Raw genomic sequence first — 14,675 nt, 5'->3', positions numbered from 1 at the left:
GGACGGCGAACTCTGCCGACGGGATCGGCTCCGGCCGCGGCGGTGAGCCCGGTCACTGCGGAGGGTCGGCCGCCGGCAGCGGATCGGTGGGTTCCCGGTGGACGGCCCGGACGACGGCGCGCACGAGGTCCTCGGGACGGGTGGTCGCGGCGACGGCGGCCGGGGTCGTGCCGACTTCTTCGGCGGCCCGGGCCGTCGTGGTGCCGATCGCGACGAGCGGGCAGGGGTCCCCGGCCGCGAGCCACCGGCGGGCCGTGGACGGCGAGGTGGCGACGACGGCGTCCGGGCGGGCGTCCTGCGCCTCGGCGACGGTGCGCGGATCGCCGTCGCCCCGCGGGCCGGGAGACGACAGGGACCGGTCCGCGTCCGCCGGGTAGTCGACGGTGTGGTAGGCCGTGACGGTCTCCACCGCCCAGCCGGCACTCGTGAGCCGGTGGTGGAGCGTGCCGGCCGCGAGGTCGGAGTGGGGCAGCAGGACGGGCCGCGCGGTCTGCTCGCGGGCCGGCCACGCCGCGGCCAGGGTCTCGGCGCTGGACGGGCCGTCCGGCACCAGGTCGACGTGCACGCCGGCGGCTGCGAGGGCGTCGGCGGTGGCGGGCCCGACGGCGGCGACCCGCACGCAGCCGCCGCTCAGCAGGTCCGGGAGGGTGCGGCCGAGAGCCCCGGCCCGGCCGGTCAGGGCGGTGACGGTCGTGGCGCTGGTGACCGCAAGCCAGCCGTAGCGGCCGCCGCCCAGGCCCGCGAGGGCGGCGTCGAACCGCGCGACGTCGTCGGGCCACGAGAAGTCGATGACGGGCACCGCCAGCACCGTGGCCCCGGCGTTCCGCAGGGCCGCGCCGAGCAGCCCGGCGCGGTCCGGTCCCCGGGTGAGCGCGACCACCCGGCCGGCGAGGGGTCGGCCCGGGTCGGCCGGCCGCGGCGCGGGGCTCACTGGTCGTCGGTGTCCGTGGGAGCGGTACCCGTCCGGTCGGAGTCCATGACCTCGCCCCCCGACGCGACGCCACGGCCGATACCCGCCGCGCCCCCGAGGGTGGCATCGGCCGGTATCAGGTCGGCGGCCCCGGCGTCGAGCAGCGTCTCGGCGAGCCGGATCCCGAGCTCGCGTGCCGCGGTGACCGCCTCGGCCCTCAGAGCACCGGACGCGTCGGTGACCGGTCCGGACGCCATCGTGCTCGCGGAGCGCCGCAGCAGCCGGGTGCCGTCGGGCGAGCCGACCACCGCATCCAGGTGCAGCGCGCCGTCCTGGACCCGGGCGAGCGCCCCGACGGGCGCGGAACACCCCGCCTCGAGCCGCGCCAGCAGCGCCCGTTCGGCGGTGACAGCGGCGCGGGTCTGCCCGTCGTCGAGCGCGGCCATCGCGGCGGCGAGTTCCCCGCCGCTGCCTTGCCCACCGCTGCCTTCCCCACCGCGGGCCAGGTCCTCGCTGCGCACCTCGACGGCGAGCGCTCCCTGGCCGGGAGCGGGCAGCATGACGGACGGGTCGAGGAAGTCGGTGACCGCGTTCAGCAGGCCGAGCCGGGACAGGCCGGCCGCGGCGAGGACGACGGCGTCGAGCTCGCCGCTGGTGACCCGGCCCAGCCGGGTGGGCACGTTCCCGCGCAGGTCGACGACGGCCAGGTCCGGTCGGGCGGCCCGCAGCTGGGCGGCGCGGCGGGGGGAGCCGGTGCCCACCCGCGCGCCCGCCGGTAGCTCGGCGAGGGCGAGCCCGTCCCGGGCGCACAGCACGTCCCGCACGTCGGCCCGGGTCGGCACGGCGGCGATGGTCAGGCCGTCCGCGGGCGCGGAGGGGAGGTCCTTGAGCGAGTGCACGGCGACGTCGCAGTCAGAGTGCAGCAGGGCGTCCCGCAGCGCGGTGACGAACACACCGGTGCCGCCGATCTGCGCCAGCGGGGCCCGGTTGACGTCGCCCTCGGTGCGGACCCGGACCAGCTCGACGTCGAACCCGCCGAGCTCGGCCAGCGCGTCCCCCACCATGCCGGACTGGGTGACGGCCAGGTCGCTGCCGCGCGTGCCGAGCCGCAGTCGGGTGCCGACCGGGACCAGCGGTTCACCCACGGTCGGGGGCCCCCGCGGGAGGAACGCCGGGTCCGGGGGACGGCGCCGCGTCGGCCGGCGGACCAGCCGGGTTGACGGACAGGTCGCACGCGTCGGACCCGGCGACCGTCGGTACCGCGCGCCGCTGGTTGGCGCAGCAGCCCGGCCGGCACACGTCGTACCAGGGTCCCAGTGCGGTCTCGGCGGGACGCGGGCCGCCCTCGACCCGTTCGGCAATCAGATCGGCTAGCCCGGTGATGAACGCGGCGTGGGTGCCCGGGGTCGGGGTGCGCACCGCGGCGAGGCCGAGATCGGCGCAGGTCTGCAGGGCCTCGGTGTCCAGGTCCCAGACGACCTCCATGTGGTCGCTGACGAACCCGAGCGGCACCAGCAGGACGCCCGCGACGCCGCGCCCGGGCAGTTCGGCCAGGGCGTCGTTGACGTCGGGCGCGAGCCATGGCACCTGCGGCGGACCCGACCGGGACTGGTAGACCAGCGACCAGTCGATGTCCCCGCCGCCGTCGCTGCCGGTGGCCCGCTCCATGATGACCCGGGCATTGGCCAGGTGCTGGGCGACGTAGGCAGAGCCCTGCTCGAACTCCCGGTCCCGGGGGCCGGAGGCGGCCGCGTCGGTGTCCGGGATGGAGTGGGTGCAGAACAGGACGTGGATCCGCCCCTCCCGCCCGGCCTCGGCGAGCTTGGCGCGGACCTGTCCGAGGCCGACGGCGACGCCCTCCACGAAGGGGGCGAGGAACCCGGGGTGGTCGAAGTACTGCCGGACCTTGTCGATCCGCAGCTTGCCGACCAGGTCGCGCTCGAGCAGCGCCTTGCCGAAGTCCTCCCGGTACTGGCGGCAGCTGGAGTAGCTGGAGTAGGCGCTGGTCGTGATGGCGAGCACGCGCCGGTGTCCGTCCGCGTGCGCCTGCTCGAGCACGTCCCCGATGTAGGGCGCCCAGTTGCGGTTGCCCCACAGCAGCGGCGTCTCGATGCCGCGGGCGGTCAGTTCCGCGGACAACGCGGCGTGCAGGTCCCGGTTCAGGGCGTTGATCGGGCTGACGCCGCCGAAGTGCCGGTAATGGTGCGACACCTCCTCGAGTCGCTCGTCCGGGATGCCGCGACCGCGGGTGACGTTGCGCAGGAACGGGATGACGTCGTCCTGTCCTTCCGGACCGCCGAAGGAGGCGAGGACGACGGCGTCGTACGCGGCGGGCGGCTGTTCGGGGGCGTGTTCGGTCTCGAGCGCGGGCGTCGTCATCGCAGCACCCCCGCGACGTCGGCGGGGTCGATCCGGCGGCCGGTGTAGAAGGGGACCTCCTCGCGCACGTGCAGCCGGGCGTCCGCGCTGCGCAGGTGTCGCATCAGGTCCACCAGGTCGGTCAGCTGCGGCGCCTCCAGACCGAGCAACCACTCCCAGTCGTTCAGCGCGAAGCACTGCACGGTGTTGGCGATCACCTGCGGGTAGTCCCGGCCGGCCAGCCCGTGGTCGCGCAGCATCCGGCCTCGATCGGCCGGGTCCAGCAGGTACCAGTCGTAGGAGCGCACGAACGGGTAGACGCACATCCAGTCCTCCGCCGGCACCCCGCGGAAGTAGGACGGCGAGTGCTCCTTGGCGAACTCGGCCTCCCGGTGCACGCCCATGGACGAGAACACGAGCCGGGTGGCGGCGAGCGTCTCGGTGCGGCGCAGCGTGCGCAGGGCCTCCTGCAGCGCGTCGGGCTGCTGCGCGTGCATCCAGACCATGACGTCGGCGTCGGCGCGCATCCCCGACACGTCGTAGAAGCCGCGGACGGTCACGCCCTGCTCGGCGAGCGTGCCGGTCAGGGCGCCGAGCTCGCCCACCGGTGCGGCCGGCGACGGCGATGCGGTGCGGGCGAAGACCGCCCAGAGGGTGAAGGGGTCGCCGGTGGACACGGCGGAGGCAGGGGTCTGCAGGTCGGGAGCAGTGGTCATGCTCCCCAGTCTGCCCCGATCGATCGGTCGATGCGAACCGGGTCGACGTGATTTTCTACAAGTCGTCGAAAATCTGGGCGGCCTGGGCCCGGCTGTCCGCGACGACCGCCGCGAGCCCGTTCCCGGCGACCCAGCCCCCGACCACGGCGAGCGCTCCGCGCCCGGTGCCGGCGGCGCGCGCGGCGGTGCGGATCCGCGCCACCCGGCCGGCGTGGCCCAGGCCGGCGGCGGGCAGGGCGCCGGGCCAGCGGACGACGTCGCCGTCCAGCACCGCGGCGGCGTCGATCCCGTCCCGGCCGAGGCCGAGCAGCACCCCCGCGTCGTGGCGGGCGGTCTCGAGCACGTGCGCGTCGTCGGCGTAACGGGCGGCGTGCTCACCGGGCCGGCCGTAGGAGAGCCGCAGCACGTGCGTGCCGGGGCCGGCGGTCTGTGCCAACCAGTCCCACTTCGCGGTGGCGTGAGTGAGGGCCTTCGCCTCGACACCGGCCATGTCGGCGCCGACGAGCACGCCGGTGCCGCGGGGATGGGCGTCCAGGGCCGGGCAGCGCAGGACGAGCGTGGCCAGGGTGACCGGGGCACCGACGGGGGTGGGTAGGTCCGCCAGGGACGGGAGGGCGCTGCCGAGCAGCGGGATCGCCGCACCGGCACCGGCGGCCAGCACCACGCGGTCGGCCAGTACCGTTCGTGTCCGGGCGGGTTGCCCCGGTGCCGCGGCGGTGACTTCCCAACCGTCCCCGGAGCGCCGCAGCCCGGTGACCGGGGTGCCGGTGCGGATCCGCCCCCCGGCGTCCTGGATGCGGTGCACGAGCGCGTCGACGATCCGGTGCATCCCGCCGCGGATCGAGGCGACCGCCGAACCGGCCTTCGCGGTGCCCCGCAGCCGGGCCACACCCGCGGCCAGCGAGCCGGTGTCGGCCATCGCGGCCAGCAGGCCGGGCGCGACGGTCTGAGGGTCGAGCTGGTCCGGGTCGGCGGCGTGCACGCCCGAGACGATGGGCCGGACGAGCCGGTCGAGGACCTGCTCCCCCATCCGGCGTCGCACCAGCTCACCGAGACTGGTCGGGGCGGCAGCGCCGGGACGCAGTTCGGCCGGGATCGGGTCGATCGCGTCGCGCCGGACCCGGTCCAGGGCGGCCGGCCCGAGAGCGGCCCGCAGGGCGGGGTCGTCCAGGTCGGTGGGGATGCCCAGCAGCCCTGCCCGGGGCAGTGGCCAGGTGCCGTCCCGGTGCGCGATCCAGGCTCCGGTCGGGTCCGGGGCCACGATGTCGGCCTCGAGGCCGAGGTCGCGCGCCAGGTCGGCGACGGCGGGGACACGGGTGGCGAAAGACTCGGCGCCGGCGTCGAGGGCGAGCCCGGCCACCTCGTGCCGGGCCACGCACCCGCCGGCGACGGCGGCGGCGTCGAGCACGAGCACGTCCAGGCCCGCGGCAACGGCCCGTTCGGCGACGAGCAGCCCGGCGACGCCGGCCCCGATCACGCACACACCGGCCCGCTCGACCCGGTCGACGACGGCCGCGGCGCTGGGCCGCGGCGTCGGTTCGCTCACTGCGGCACCTCGTGGACGAGGTCGACGACGCGGGTGAGCACGTCCGGTTCGGTCGACGGCGGGACGCCGTGGCCGAGGTTGACGACGTGGCCGGGCGCCGCGTCCCCCCGCCGCAGCACGTCGCGCACGTGGGGCTCGAGCACGTTCCACGGCGCGGCGAGCAAGGCGGGGTCGATGTTGCCCTGCAGGGGTACGACCCCACCGAGCCGGCGGGACGCCTCGTCCAGCGGCAGCCGGTAGTCGACGCCGACGGCGGTCGCGCCGGCGGCATGCATCGCGGGCAGCAGTTCACCGGTGCCGGTGCCGAAGTGGATCCGCGGCACGGGCAGGTCCGCGACGTGGGCGAACGCACGGGCGGAGGCCGGGGCGGCGTGGGCTTCGTAGTCGGCCGCCGAGAGAGAACCGGCCCAGGAGTCGAACAGCTGGCAGGCCGAGGCGCCCGCCTCGAGCTGCGCACGCAGGAACGCGCCGGACAGGTCGGCCGCCCAGGTGGTCAGCGCCTGCCAGGTCTCCGGGTCGGCGTGCATCAGGGTGCGGGGACCGAGGTGGTCGCGGGATGGGCCGCCCTCGACCAGGTAGGCGGCGAGGGTGAAGGGGGCGCCGGCGAAGCCGATCAGGGGGGTGCCACCCAGCTCGCTGACGGTCAGGGCGACCGCCTCCCGGATCGCGGTGAAGTCGACGTCCTCGAGGGACGGCAGGGCGGCGACGTCCGACGCGGTCCGCACCGGGGAGCCGAGCACCGGCCCACGGCCGGGCACGATGTCCACGTCGACGCCGGCGAGGCGCAGGGGCACGACGATGTCGGAGAAGAAGATGGCCGCGTCTACGTGGTGCCGACGGACGGGTTGCAGGGTGATCTCGGCGGCCAGGTCGGGACGCAGGCAGGACTCGAGCATCCCGACGCCCTCCCGCGCGGCCCGGTACTCGGGCAGGGATCGGCCGGCCTGCCGCATGAACCAGACGGCCCGCGGCCCGGTCCGCTCGCCGCGAAGTGCTCGCAGCAGGGCACTGCCGGTGGTGCGGCCGTCCGCGAGCGGGTGGTCAGCGGGCAGCACGGGGACGGGGGCGTCGTTCATGATCCACGATTCTGCCCGCCGGGCCGGGCACACGGCGAATCCCACCCGCCGGGCCGGGCGCCCGAGGTGACCGACATCCCTCCGCCGCGGCCGTCCCGGAACCCGGTGCAGCGGTTACCATGGACGCGTTGTGCCTCTTCTCTCATTGGTCGCGTCCCACGCGGATCAGGATCTCGAGACCATCGCCCGACTGAGCGATGGCCATGCCGGTCTGCCCAGCCGACTGATCGATGGCACCGACATCCACGGCGTGGTCTCACTCGCCACCTGCAACCGGTTCGAGTTGTATCTCGACGTCGATCGGGATGCCGACCTGGACGCGGTCCGCAACGCCGTCGTCGAGACGGTCGCGGCGGACGCACCGGTGAGTCCGGAGACCGCCCGCACGGCGTTCCGGATGCTGAGCGGCCGCACCGTCGCCGAGCACCTGTTCGCCGTGGTCGCCGGGCTGGATTCGGCGGTCATCGGCGAACGGGAGATCGCCGGTCAGGCCCGCCGGGCGCTCGGTTCCGCGCAGGCCCACCATCACGCCACGGGCGCATTGATCCGCCTGTTCGAGACGGCCGCGCGCACCGGCAAGGACGTCGGGGCGTCGACCACACTCGGGGCGCGTGGCCGCTCCATCGTCTCCGTGGCGCTGGACCTGGCCGCGGACATCGCCAGCGCCCCACTGGCCGGGGCCACCGCCGTCGTCATCGGCACCGGCGCGTACGCCGGCGCCACTCTGGCCTCGCTGCGCGAACGTGGCTGCACCGACATCCGGGTGTTCTCCGGGTCCGGCCGCGCAGCCGCGTTCGTCGCCAAGCGTGGCGGCACCGCCGTCGACGTCGCCGGTCTGCCCGCCGCCATCGCACAGGCCGACATCCTCGTCGGCTGCAGTGGCTCCCGCCGACGGGTCACCGCCGAGCAGTTGGCCGCCGCCCTCCCGGACGGGCATCCCCTCACGGTCGTCGATCTCGCGCTCTCCCGCGACTTCGAACCCGAGGTCGGCGACCTGCCCGACGTCGAGCTGATCACCCTCGAGTCGGTGCGCCTGGCTGCCCCGAGCGAGGCGACGCTGCCGGTGCTGCAGGCGATGGACATCGTCTCCCACGCCGCCGCCGACTTCCACGACAAGCAGGCCGCCCGCGACGTCGACGGTGCCATCGTGGCCCTGCGCCGGCACACCATGGCCGTGCTCGAGACCGAGCTCGACCGGGTACGCGCCCAGCACGGCTGCACCGCTGCCGCGGAGGAGGTCGAGTTCGCGATGCGCCGCATGGTCAAGTCCCTGCTGCACGTCCCGACGGTACGCGCGAAGGAACTGGCGGCCCGCGGCGAGCAGGACACCTACATCGAGGGTCTGCGCGCCGTCTACGGCATCGAGCCGATCAGCCGGGCACCCAGGCGCCTCGACGCTACGGCGGCCGCGACGGTTCCGGCTGTGCACCCCGCCGACCTCCCCCGGCAGGCCACCGGTACCGACGACGCCGGCGTGGACCCGGAATGTGACGTGTCGAGCTGCCCGTTCCCCCCTGACGCGCCACCCCTTGGACTGAGCACTCCTACTCGGCGGTAAGCTGACCGCACCCGGGGTCGTCGGCACCGCCGACGCCCGGGTCAGCGGTCGTCGTCCCGGCAGAGGAGCGTGCGGACATCATGGCCTCGGAGACCCCCGCATCCCCCGGGCGTAGCACCCGGCTGCCGCGCGAGGAGCGCCGCCGGCAGCTGCTCGCCGCCGCCCACCACGTGTTCGTCACCCACGGGTATCACGCCGCCGCGATGGACGAGATCGCGGTCACCGCGCACGTGAGCAAGCCCGTGCTCTATCAGCACTTCCCCGGCAAGCTCGAGCTCTATCTCGCCCTGCTCGATGAGCACCTCGCCGGGCTGACCACCCAGCTCAAGCGGGCACTGACCACCGCCGAGACCAATGCCGAGCGGGTCCGCAACAGCGTCGCCGCCTATTACGAGTTCGTCGCCCGGGATGATCAGGCCCACCGGTTGGTGTTCGAGTCGGACCTGCTGAACGACCCCGCCGTCGCCGCCCGCCTCGAGGAGTTCCATCGCGCCTATGCCGAGGCGGTGGGCCGGGTGATCGTGGAGGACACCGATCTGCCGCTGGACCAGGCCGTCATGCTCGGCCGCGCCCTGACCGGTTCGGCCCAGGTCAGCGCCCGTTACTGGGTGCAGGCCGGGGGCATCGACCAGGCCACCGCGGTGGACCTCATCGCCCGGCTGGCCTGGCGCGGGATCGGCGGCTTTCAGCGCAGAGCGGACGATCCGGGCGCTGACGGGGCCCACCCCTAGACTGGAGCCGATGTGGCCCCGGCCCGCTGATCACCCGGTCACGGTCGGCGCAGCCACGACTGACCGCTTGCGAACGTGAGGAGACCACGGCGTGGAGATCAAGATCGGCATCCAGAACGTGGGCCGGGAGATCGTCTTCGAGTCGGACCAGACCGCGGACGCGGTTGCGGCGGCCGTGGCCGAGAGCCTGGCCAAGGGCACGGTGCTGACGCTGACGGACACCAAGGGCCGCCAGATCATCGTTCCGAGCGCGGTGCTCGCGTACGTGGAGGTCGGCACCGAGGAGCAGCGCCGCGTCGGTTTCGGCGCACTGCTGTGATCCACGGCGACGCGACCGCCACGGCCCCGACGTAGGCCGCGGCCGTGGCGCACACGATCCCCTGGATCCGCCCGGAGGACGCCCAGCAGGAGCTGGCCGAGTCTCTTGCGGCGTTGCGTGCCGCCACGAACGTGCCCGCCGCGTTCTCCCCGGCGGTGCTCGGGGAGACCGCCGCCGCGGTCCGTGATTACCAGTTGCCGGAAACCGACGCCACGAATGTCCCGTTCGTCACCATCGACCCGCCCGGCAGCCTGGATCTGGACCAGGCGCTGCACATCGAGCGTGCGCGGGGCGGCTACCGGGTTCGGTACGCCATCGCGGACCTGCCCGCGTTCGTGCCACTGGGTGGTGCGCTCGACGCGGAGACCCGCCGTCGCGGGCAGACGTTCTACGCCCCGGACGGCAGGATCCCCCTGCACCCGGCCGCGATCAGCGAGGACGCCGCGTCCCTGCTGCCGGGCCGGACCCGGGGGGCCTACCTGTTCACCCACCGGCTCGACGCCGACGGCGCCGTCACCGACACGTGTCTGACCCGCGCGGCCGTCCGCAGCCGCGCCCGGCTGGACTACGAGTCCGTCCAGCGCAGCCTCGACGACGGCACCGCCGACGAGCTGCTCACGCTGCTGCGCGAGGTGGGCCGGCTCCGGGTCGAGCAGGAACGGCTCCGCGGTGGGGCGAGCCTGAACCTGCCCGAGCAGCAGATCGTCCGCTCGGACGGCGGCTATGCCCTGCGCAGCCGGCCGACCCACCCGATCGAGGACGCCAACGCCCAGATCTCCCTGCTGACCGGGATGAGCGCGGCCCGGATGATGCTCGACGGCGGGGTGGGGGTGCTGCGGACCATGCCGGCCCCGGACCCGGGATCGATCGAGCGCTACCGCGATCAGGCCCGGACACTGGGCCACCCGTGGCCGGCCACCACCAGCTACGGCGAGTTCCTGCGCAGCCTGCGCCCGGACCGGGCGGCTGATCTCGCCCTGCTGCACGCGGCCACGTCATTGTTCCGCGGTGCCGGCTACACCGCCTTCGACGGCGCGCCGCCGCCTCATCCCGAACAGTCGGCCGTGGCGGCCCCGTACGCGCACACCACCGCCCCGCTGCGCCGCCTCGTCGACCGTTTCGTTCTGCCCGTCTGCCTGGCCATCGTCGAGGCCCGGCCGGTGCCCGACGAGATGCGCCGGGCTCTGCCCGACCTGCCCGAACTGATGCGGGACTCCGACCGTCGGGCCGGGGAGCTCGACCGGTCCGCTCTCGAGGCCGTCGAGGCGGCCGTGCTCGCGGCGCACGTCGGCCAGCACTTCGACGCCGTCGTCCTCGTCGGCACCGAGAGCGGTGCCGGCAACGGGACCGGGAACGGTCGCGGGCACACCGACGCGGCCGACGTGCCCGCCGGAACCACGGGCAATGGCAACCGGCCCGCACCGTCGGGCACGATCCAGCTGCTCGATCCCGTGGTGAGCGCCCGATGCACCGGGACCATGACCACCGGGTCCCGGGTCCGGGCCCGGTTGACGTCCGCCGACATCCGCCGGGGCAGCGTCAGGTTCGAGCTCGCCTGACCCGGGTTCAACGCCCGACGGGCGTCGGCGTGATCCGGGTCGCACCGGCGAACCGTCCGGAGGCGGTAGAATGAGCCCGTATTCACGGATGCCCGGTCGTCAGCACGTGTACCGACCGGTGCCGCCACCGCCGCGGTCACGAGGTCGCGAGTCGGCGACTCCCGGTCTTGATCCGGCGAGATGCGGCACCGCAGACAGACCGCCCGGAAGCACGGCCCCGCCCTGCGGCAGCGCCAGCCGGCACCCACCGGCGGCGACAACGCCGCCGACGGACCGTGCGGGCAACCGGCGGACCTTCGCCGGCGTTTCCCCGCGATCGGCTTCCACCACGCATGCGGACGCACGCCACCGGGCCGCCCGAGCCCGGGGTCGGCGAGACGTCCGCGGACAGATCAAGGAACGCCACCGAAGTGACCGAGACCCACGCGCACGACACCGTCCTGACGGACGACACCGGAACCGAGTCCCTCGCACCCGAGGAGACCGTCGTCAGCACCGAGGAGGCGCGCGCCGCGCGCCCCGAGACCTTCGCGGACTTCGACGTCCGCCCCGACATCGTCGAGTCCCTCGCCGATGCCGGGATCATCCACCCCTTCCCCATCCAGGCCATGACCCTGCCGGTCGCCCTCGGCGGCCACGACATCATCGGCCAGGCCAAGACCGGCACCGGCAAGACGCTGGGCTTCGGCATCCCCGTCCTGCAGCGGGTCGTCGGACCGGAGGACCCGGGCTACGCCGAGCTGCCGGCCCCGGGTGCCCCCCAGGCGCTCATCGTCGTGCCGACCCGTGAGCTGGCCGTCCAGGTGGCCGGTGACCTGACCACCGCCGCGAAGAAGCGCAACGCCCGCGTCACCGTGATCTACGGGGGACGCGCCTACGAGCCGCAGATCGAGGCACTGCAGCAGGGCGTCGACGTCGTCGTCGGCACCCCGGGCCGGCTGATCGACCTGCTGCGGCAGCGCCACCTCGTCCTCAAGAACGTCAAGATCGCCGTCCTCGACGAGGCCGACGAGATGCTCGACCTCGGCTTCCTGCCGGACGTCGAGCGCCTGATGGCGGAGCTTCCCGACGTGCGGCAGACGCTGCTGTTCTCCGCCACCATGCCCGGGCCCGTGGTCGCCATGGCCCGCCGCTACATGAGCCGGCCGACCCACATCCGGGCCGCCGACCCCGACGAGGGCGTCACCAAGGCCGACATCCGCCAGGTCATCTACCGGGCCCACTCCCTGGACAAGGACGAGGTCGTGGCCCGCATCCTCCAGGCCGAGGGTCGTGGGCGGACCATCATCTTCACCAAGACCAAGCGCTCGGCCGCCAAGCTGGCCGATGAGCTGACCCACCGCGGATTCGCGGCCGGCGCCATCCACGGTGACCTCGGTCAGGGCGCCCGCGAGCAGGCGCTGCGGGCCTTCCGGAACAACAAGGTCGACGTGCTCGTCGCCACCGACGTCGCCGCCCGCGGCATCGACGTCACCGACGTCACCCACGTGATCAACCTGCAGTGCCCCGAGGACGAGAAGACCTACCTGCACCGGGTCGGCCGCACCGGTCGAGCCGGCAACAAGGGCACCGCGGTCACGTTCGTCGACTGGGAGGACATGCCGCGCTGGGGGCTGATCAACCGCGCGCTGGGCCTGGACGTGCCCGAGCCGGTCGAGACCTACTCCTCCTCCGAGCATCTGTACACCGATCTGGACATCCCGGCCGGGACCAAGGGCCGACTGCCGCGCAGCAAGCGCACGCATGCGGGCCTGGATGCCGAGGAGCTCGAGGATCTGGGCGAGACCGGCAAGCGGGGCGGCTCGTCCGACCGCTCCGGCGGCCGCGGCCGTTCGGGCTCGGATCGTTCGGGCGGGCGCTCGCGTTCCGGTGGCCGCAACCGTTCGGGCGGTGGCGCCGGGCGCGACGGCGAGCGCGGTTCGCGGTCGTCCGAGCGGCCCGCCGCCGAGCGATCCTCCGAGCGGGGCGCCTCGGAGCGGCCCGCCTCCGAGGGCGGCGAACCGACGTCCGGTGAGCGGACCCGCTCCCCGCGGCGTCGCACCCGGACCCGCCGCCGCAACGGCGAGGTCGTGCAGGGCACGCCGTCCCCCGCTGCCGACTGAGGTGACCGCGTCGCACCACGCGCCTTCCCCCGGCGCTTCCCCGGAGGGCTCGCCTCTGGCCTGCTGGCCCCCGGAGGGTGACCTCGTGGTGCAGGCGGACAACGCCGCGTACCTGCCGACGCTGCCGGACGCCTCGTTCCGGATGATCTACATCGACCCGCCGTTCAACACGGGTCGCTCGCGGCACCGGCAGACCATGACGCTCACCCGCTCCCCCGACGGGGCGGGTGAACGTCGCGGCTTCCACGGCCGCTCCTACACGACGCTCAAGGGCGATCTGACCAGCTACGACGACGCGTTCGGCGACTACTGGGAGTTCCTCGAACCGCGACTGCTGCACGCGTGGCGGCTGCTCACCGACGACGGCACCTTCTACCTGCACCTGGACTACCGCGAGGTGCACTACGCCAAGGTGCTGCTCGACGCCCTCTTCGGCCGGGAGTGCTTCCTCAACGAGATCGTCTGGGCCTACGACTACGGCGGCCGCAGCACGCGGCGCTGGCCCGCCAAGCACGACACCATCCTGGTGTACGTCAAGGACCCGCAACGGTACTGGTTTCGACTCCACGGAGGTGAACCGGGAGCCCTACATGGCCCCCGGCCTGGTCACCCCGGAGAAGGCGGCGCGCGGCAAGCTGCCCACCGATGTGTGGTGGCACACCATCGTCTCCCCCACGGGCCGGGAGAAGACCGGGTACCCGACGCAGAAACCGGTCGGGCTGCTGCGGCGGATGGTCGCCGCGTCCTCCGCGCCCGGGGACTGGGTGCTGGACTTCTTCGCCGGCTCCGGCACCCTCGGGGCGGCGGCGCGGGCACTGGACCGCCGGTTCGTGTGCGTGGACGACAACCCGCCGGCGATCGAGACGATGCGCCGCCGATTCGGCGACACCGCCCACTACCTCAGCCTCTGACCGGTCGGCGTGGCTCAGGACGGCGAACGGCCGTGCCCGTGGCCTGCTCCTCGATCGCGGCGAGCACCGCCGGGTCGGTGGTGTGCTCGCCGAGCCGATTCGGCTTGCCGTGCCCGTGGTAGTCACTGGATCCGGTGACGAGCAGCCCGTGCCGCGCGGCGTACTCGCGCAGCCACCGCCGGCCGGCCGGCGGGTTGTCCCGGTGGTCGACCTCCACGCCGGCCAACCCGGCGTCGACCATGGTGTCGAACACGTCCTCGGCGACCACCCGGCCCCGGGCACTGGCGAGCGGGTGAGCGAACACCGGGACGCCGCCCGCCCGCCGCACCAGTTCCACCATGTGCGCCGGATCCGGTGCGTGGTGACCGACGTAGTACCCCGCGCGCGGGTGCAGCATGCTGGCGAAGGCCTGCGACCGGGTCCGGACGACGCCGACGTCGACCAGCGCGTCGGCGATGTGCGGACGGCCCACGGTCGAGCCCGGCGCGACGAACCGCTGCACGGTGGGCCAGTCGATCGGGTAGTCCGCAGCGAGCAGGCCCACCATCCGCTCCGCCCGGACGAGCCGGGAGGCGCGGCTGGCCTCGACCGTGGCGAGCAGGGCGGCGTCGTCGGGGTCGTGCAGATAGCTGAGCAGGTGGACGCTGACCCGGTCCGCCGTCTGGCAGGTGATCTCCATCCCCGGCACGAAGGCCAGCCCGAGGCCGACGGCGGCGTCCCCGGCGGGCCCCCAGCCGGCCGTGGTGTCGTGATCGGTCAGGGCGAACGCGGTCAGACCCGCCTCGGCAGCCTGCTCCGCGACCACCGCGGGCGAACCCGTCCCGTCCGAACGGGACGAGTGGGTGTGCAGGTCGATGGTCATCGACCCATCTTCCCACCGGGAGTGATG

12 protein-coding genes and 1 pseudogene are annotated in these 14,675 nt (G+C 74.3%); 6 read left to right on the top strand and 7 right to left on the bottom strand.

Features of this window, described 5'->3' with window-relative positions:
- Positions 1–52 precede the first annotated feature (52 nt).
- Genes BKD30_RS01450 through hemE form a run of 6 tightly spaced genes read right to left on the bottom strand, consistent with a single transcriptional unit; the run spans position 53 to position 6,606 of the window.
- On the bottom strand, positions 53–931 hold the full coding sequence (locus tag BKD30_RS01450; protein WP_076700999.1) for a uroporphyrinogen-III synthase: 879 nt from the start codon (positions 929–931) through the stop codon (positions 53–55).
- The gene (hemC, locus tag BKD30_RS01445; protein ID WP_076700996.1) at positions 928–2,055 is read right to left on the bottom strand and encodes a hydroxymethylbilane synthase; all 1,128 of its coding nucleotides are present in this window, start codon (positions 2,053–2,055) and stop codon (positions 928–930) included. The genes BKD30_RS01450 and hemC overlap by 4 nt, the downstream gene beginning before the upstream one ends.
- Positions 2,048–3,289 carry a ferrochelatase gene (locus BKD30_RS01440; RefSeq protein ID WP_076700994.1) on the bottom strand — a complete coding sequence of 414 codons (1,242 nt, stop codon included), beginning with the start codon at positions 3,287–3,289 and terminating at the stop codon, positions 2,048–2,050. Before BKD30_RS01440 ends, hemC begins: the two co-directional genes overlap by 8 nt.
- Positions 3,286–3,984 (bottom strand): hydrogen peroxide-dependent heme synthase, encoded by a 699-nt coding sequence (gene hemQ / locus BKD30_RS01435; protein ID WP_076700991.1) that lies wholly within the window; start codon positions 3,982–3,984, stop codon positions 3,286–3,288. The genes BKD30_RS01440 and hemQ overlap by 4 nt, the downstream gene beginning before the upstream one ends.
- Positions 3,985–4,039: 55 nt before the next feature.
- Positions 4,040–5,530 carry a protoporphyrinogen/coproporphyrinogen oxidase gene (locus BKD30_RS01430; protein ID WP_235861254.1) on the bottom strand — a complete coding sequence of 497 codons (1,491 nt, stop codon included), beginning with the start codon at positions 5,528–5,530 and terminating at the stop codon, positions 4,040–4,042.
- Positions 5,527–6,606: a uroporphyrinogen decarboxylase gene (gene hemE / locus BKD30_RS01425; RefSeq protein ID WP_076700987.1), complete on the bottom strand. Its 1,080-nt coding sequence runs from the start codon at positions 6,604–6,606 to the stop codon at positions 5,527–5,529. The genes BKD30_RS01430 and hemE overlap by 4 nt, the downstream gene beginning before the upstream one ends.
- Before the next feature lie 130 nt (positions 6,607–6,736).
- Here hemE and BKD30_RS01420 point away from each other — a divergent pair, with 130 nt between their 5' ends.
- From BKD30_RS01420 to BKD30_RS01395, 6 genes and pseudogenes are all read left to right on the top strand, one after another.
- Positions 6,737–8,164: a glutamyl-tRNA reductase gene (locus BKD30_RS01420; RefSeq protein WP_083955904.1), complete on the top strand. Its 1,428-nt coding sequence runs from the start codon at positions 6,737–6,739 to the stop codon at positions 8,162–8,164.
- 80 nt (positions 8,165–8,244) lie between these two features.
- Positions 8,245–8,895: a TetR/AcrR family transcriptional regulator gene (locus tag BKD30_RS01415; RefSeq protein WP_076700982.1), complete on the top strand. Its 651-nt coding sequence runs from the start codon at positions 8,245–8,247 to the stop codon at positions 8,893–8,895.
- 91 nt (positions 8,896–8,986) lie between these two features.
- Positions 8,987–9,214 (top strand): DUF3107 domain-containing protein, encoded by a 228-nt coding sequence (locus tag BKD30_RS01410; RefSeq protein WP_076700979.1) that lies wholly within the window; start codon positions 8,987–8,989, stop codon positions 9,212–9,214.
- 44 nt (positions 9,215–9,258) lie between these two features.
- The gene (locus BKD30_RS01405; RefSeq protein WP_076700976.1) at positions 9,259–10,773 is read left to right on the top strand and encodes an RNB domain-containing ribonuclease; all 1,515 of its coding nucleotides are present in this window, start codon (positions 9,259–9,261) and stop codon (positions 10,771–10,773) included.
- A 410-nt stretch (positions 10,774–11,183) separates the two neighbouring features.
- Positions 11,184–12,875, top strand: coding sequence for a DEAD/DEAH box helicase (locus BKD30_RS01400; RefSeq protein ID WP_076700974.1), 1,692 nt, complete (start codon positions 11,184–11,186; stop codon positions 12,873–12,875).
- Positions 12,876–12,930: 55 nt separating this feature from the next.
- Positions 12,931–13,786: pseudogene (locus tag BKD30_RS01395) on the top strand (DNA-methyltransferase).
- On the opposite strand, the gene BKD30_RS01390 reads toward BKD30_RS01395, so the two are convergent.
- On the bottom strand, positions 13,776–14,648 hold the full coding sequence (locus BKD30_RS01390) for a PHP domain-containing protein (RefSeq protein ID WP_076700971.1): 873 nt from the start codon (positions 14,646–14,648) through the stop codon (positions 13,776–13,778). The pseudogene BKD30_RS01395 and the gene BKD30_RS01390 sit on opposite strands and share 11 nt — an antisense overlap.
- Between the last annotated feature and the right edge of the window lie 27 nt (positions 14,649–14,675).

The sequence above is a fragment of the Tersicoccus phoenicis genome, assembly GCF_001968835.1.
In the GTDB taxonomy this organism is placed as follows: Bacteria; Actinomycetota; Actinomycetes; order Actinomycetales; family Micrococcaceae; genus Tersicoccus; species Tersicoccus phoenicis.
The sequence above is the reverse complement of the archived record's forward strand: the minus strand, read 5'-3'. Positions and strand labels throughout refer to the sequence as shown.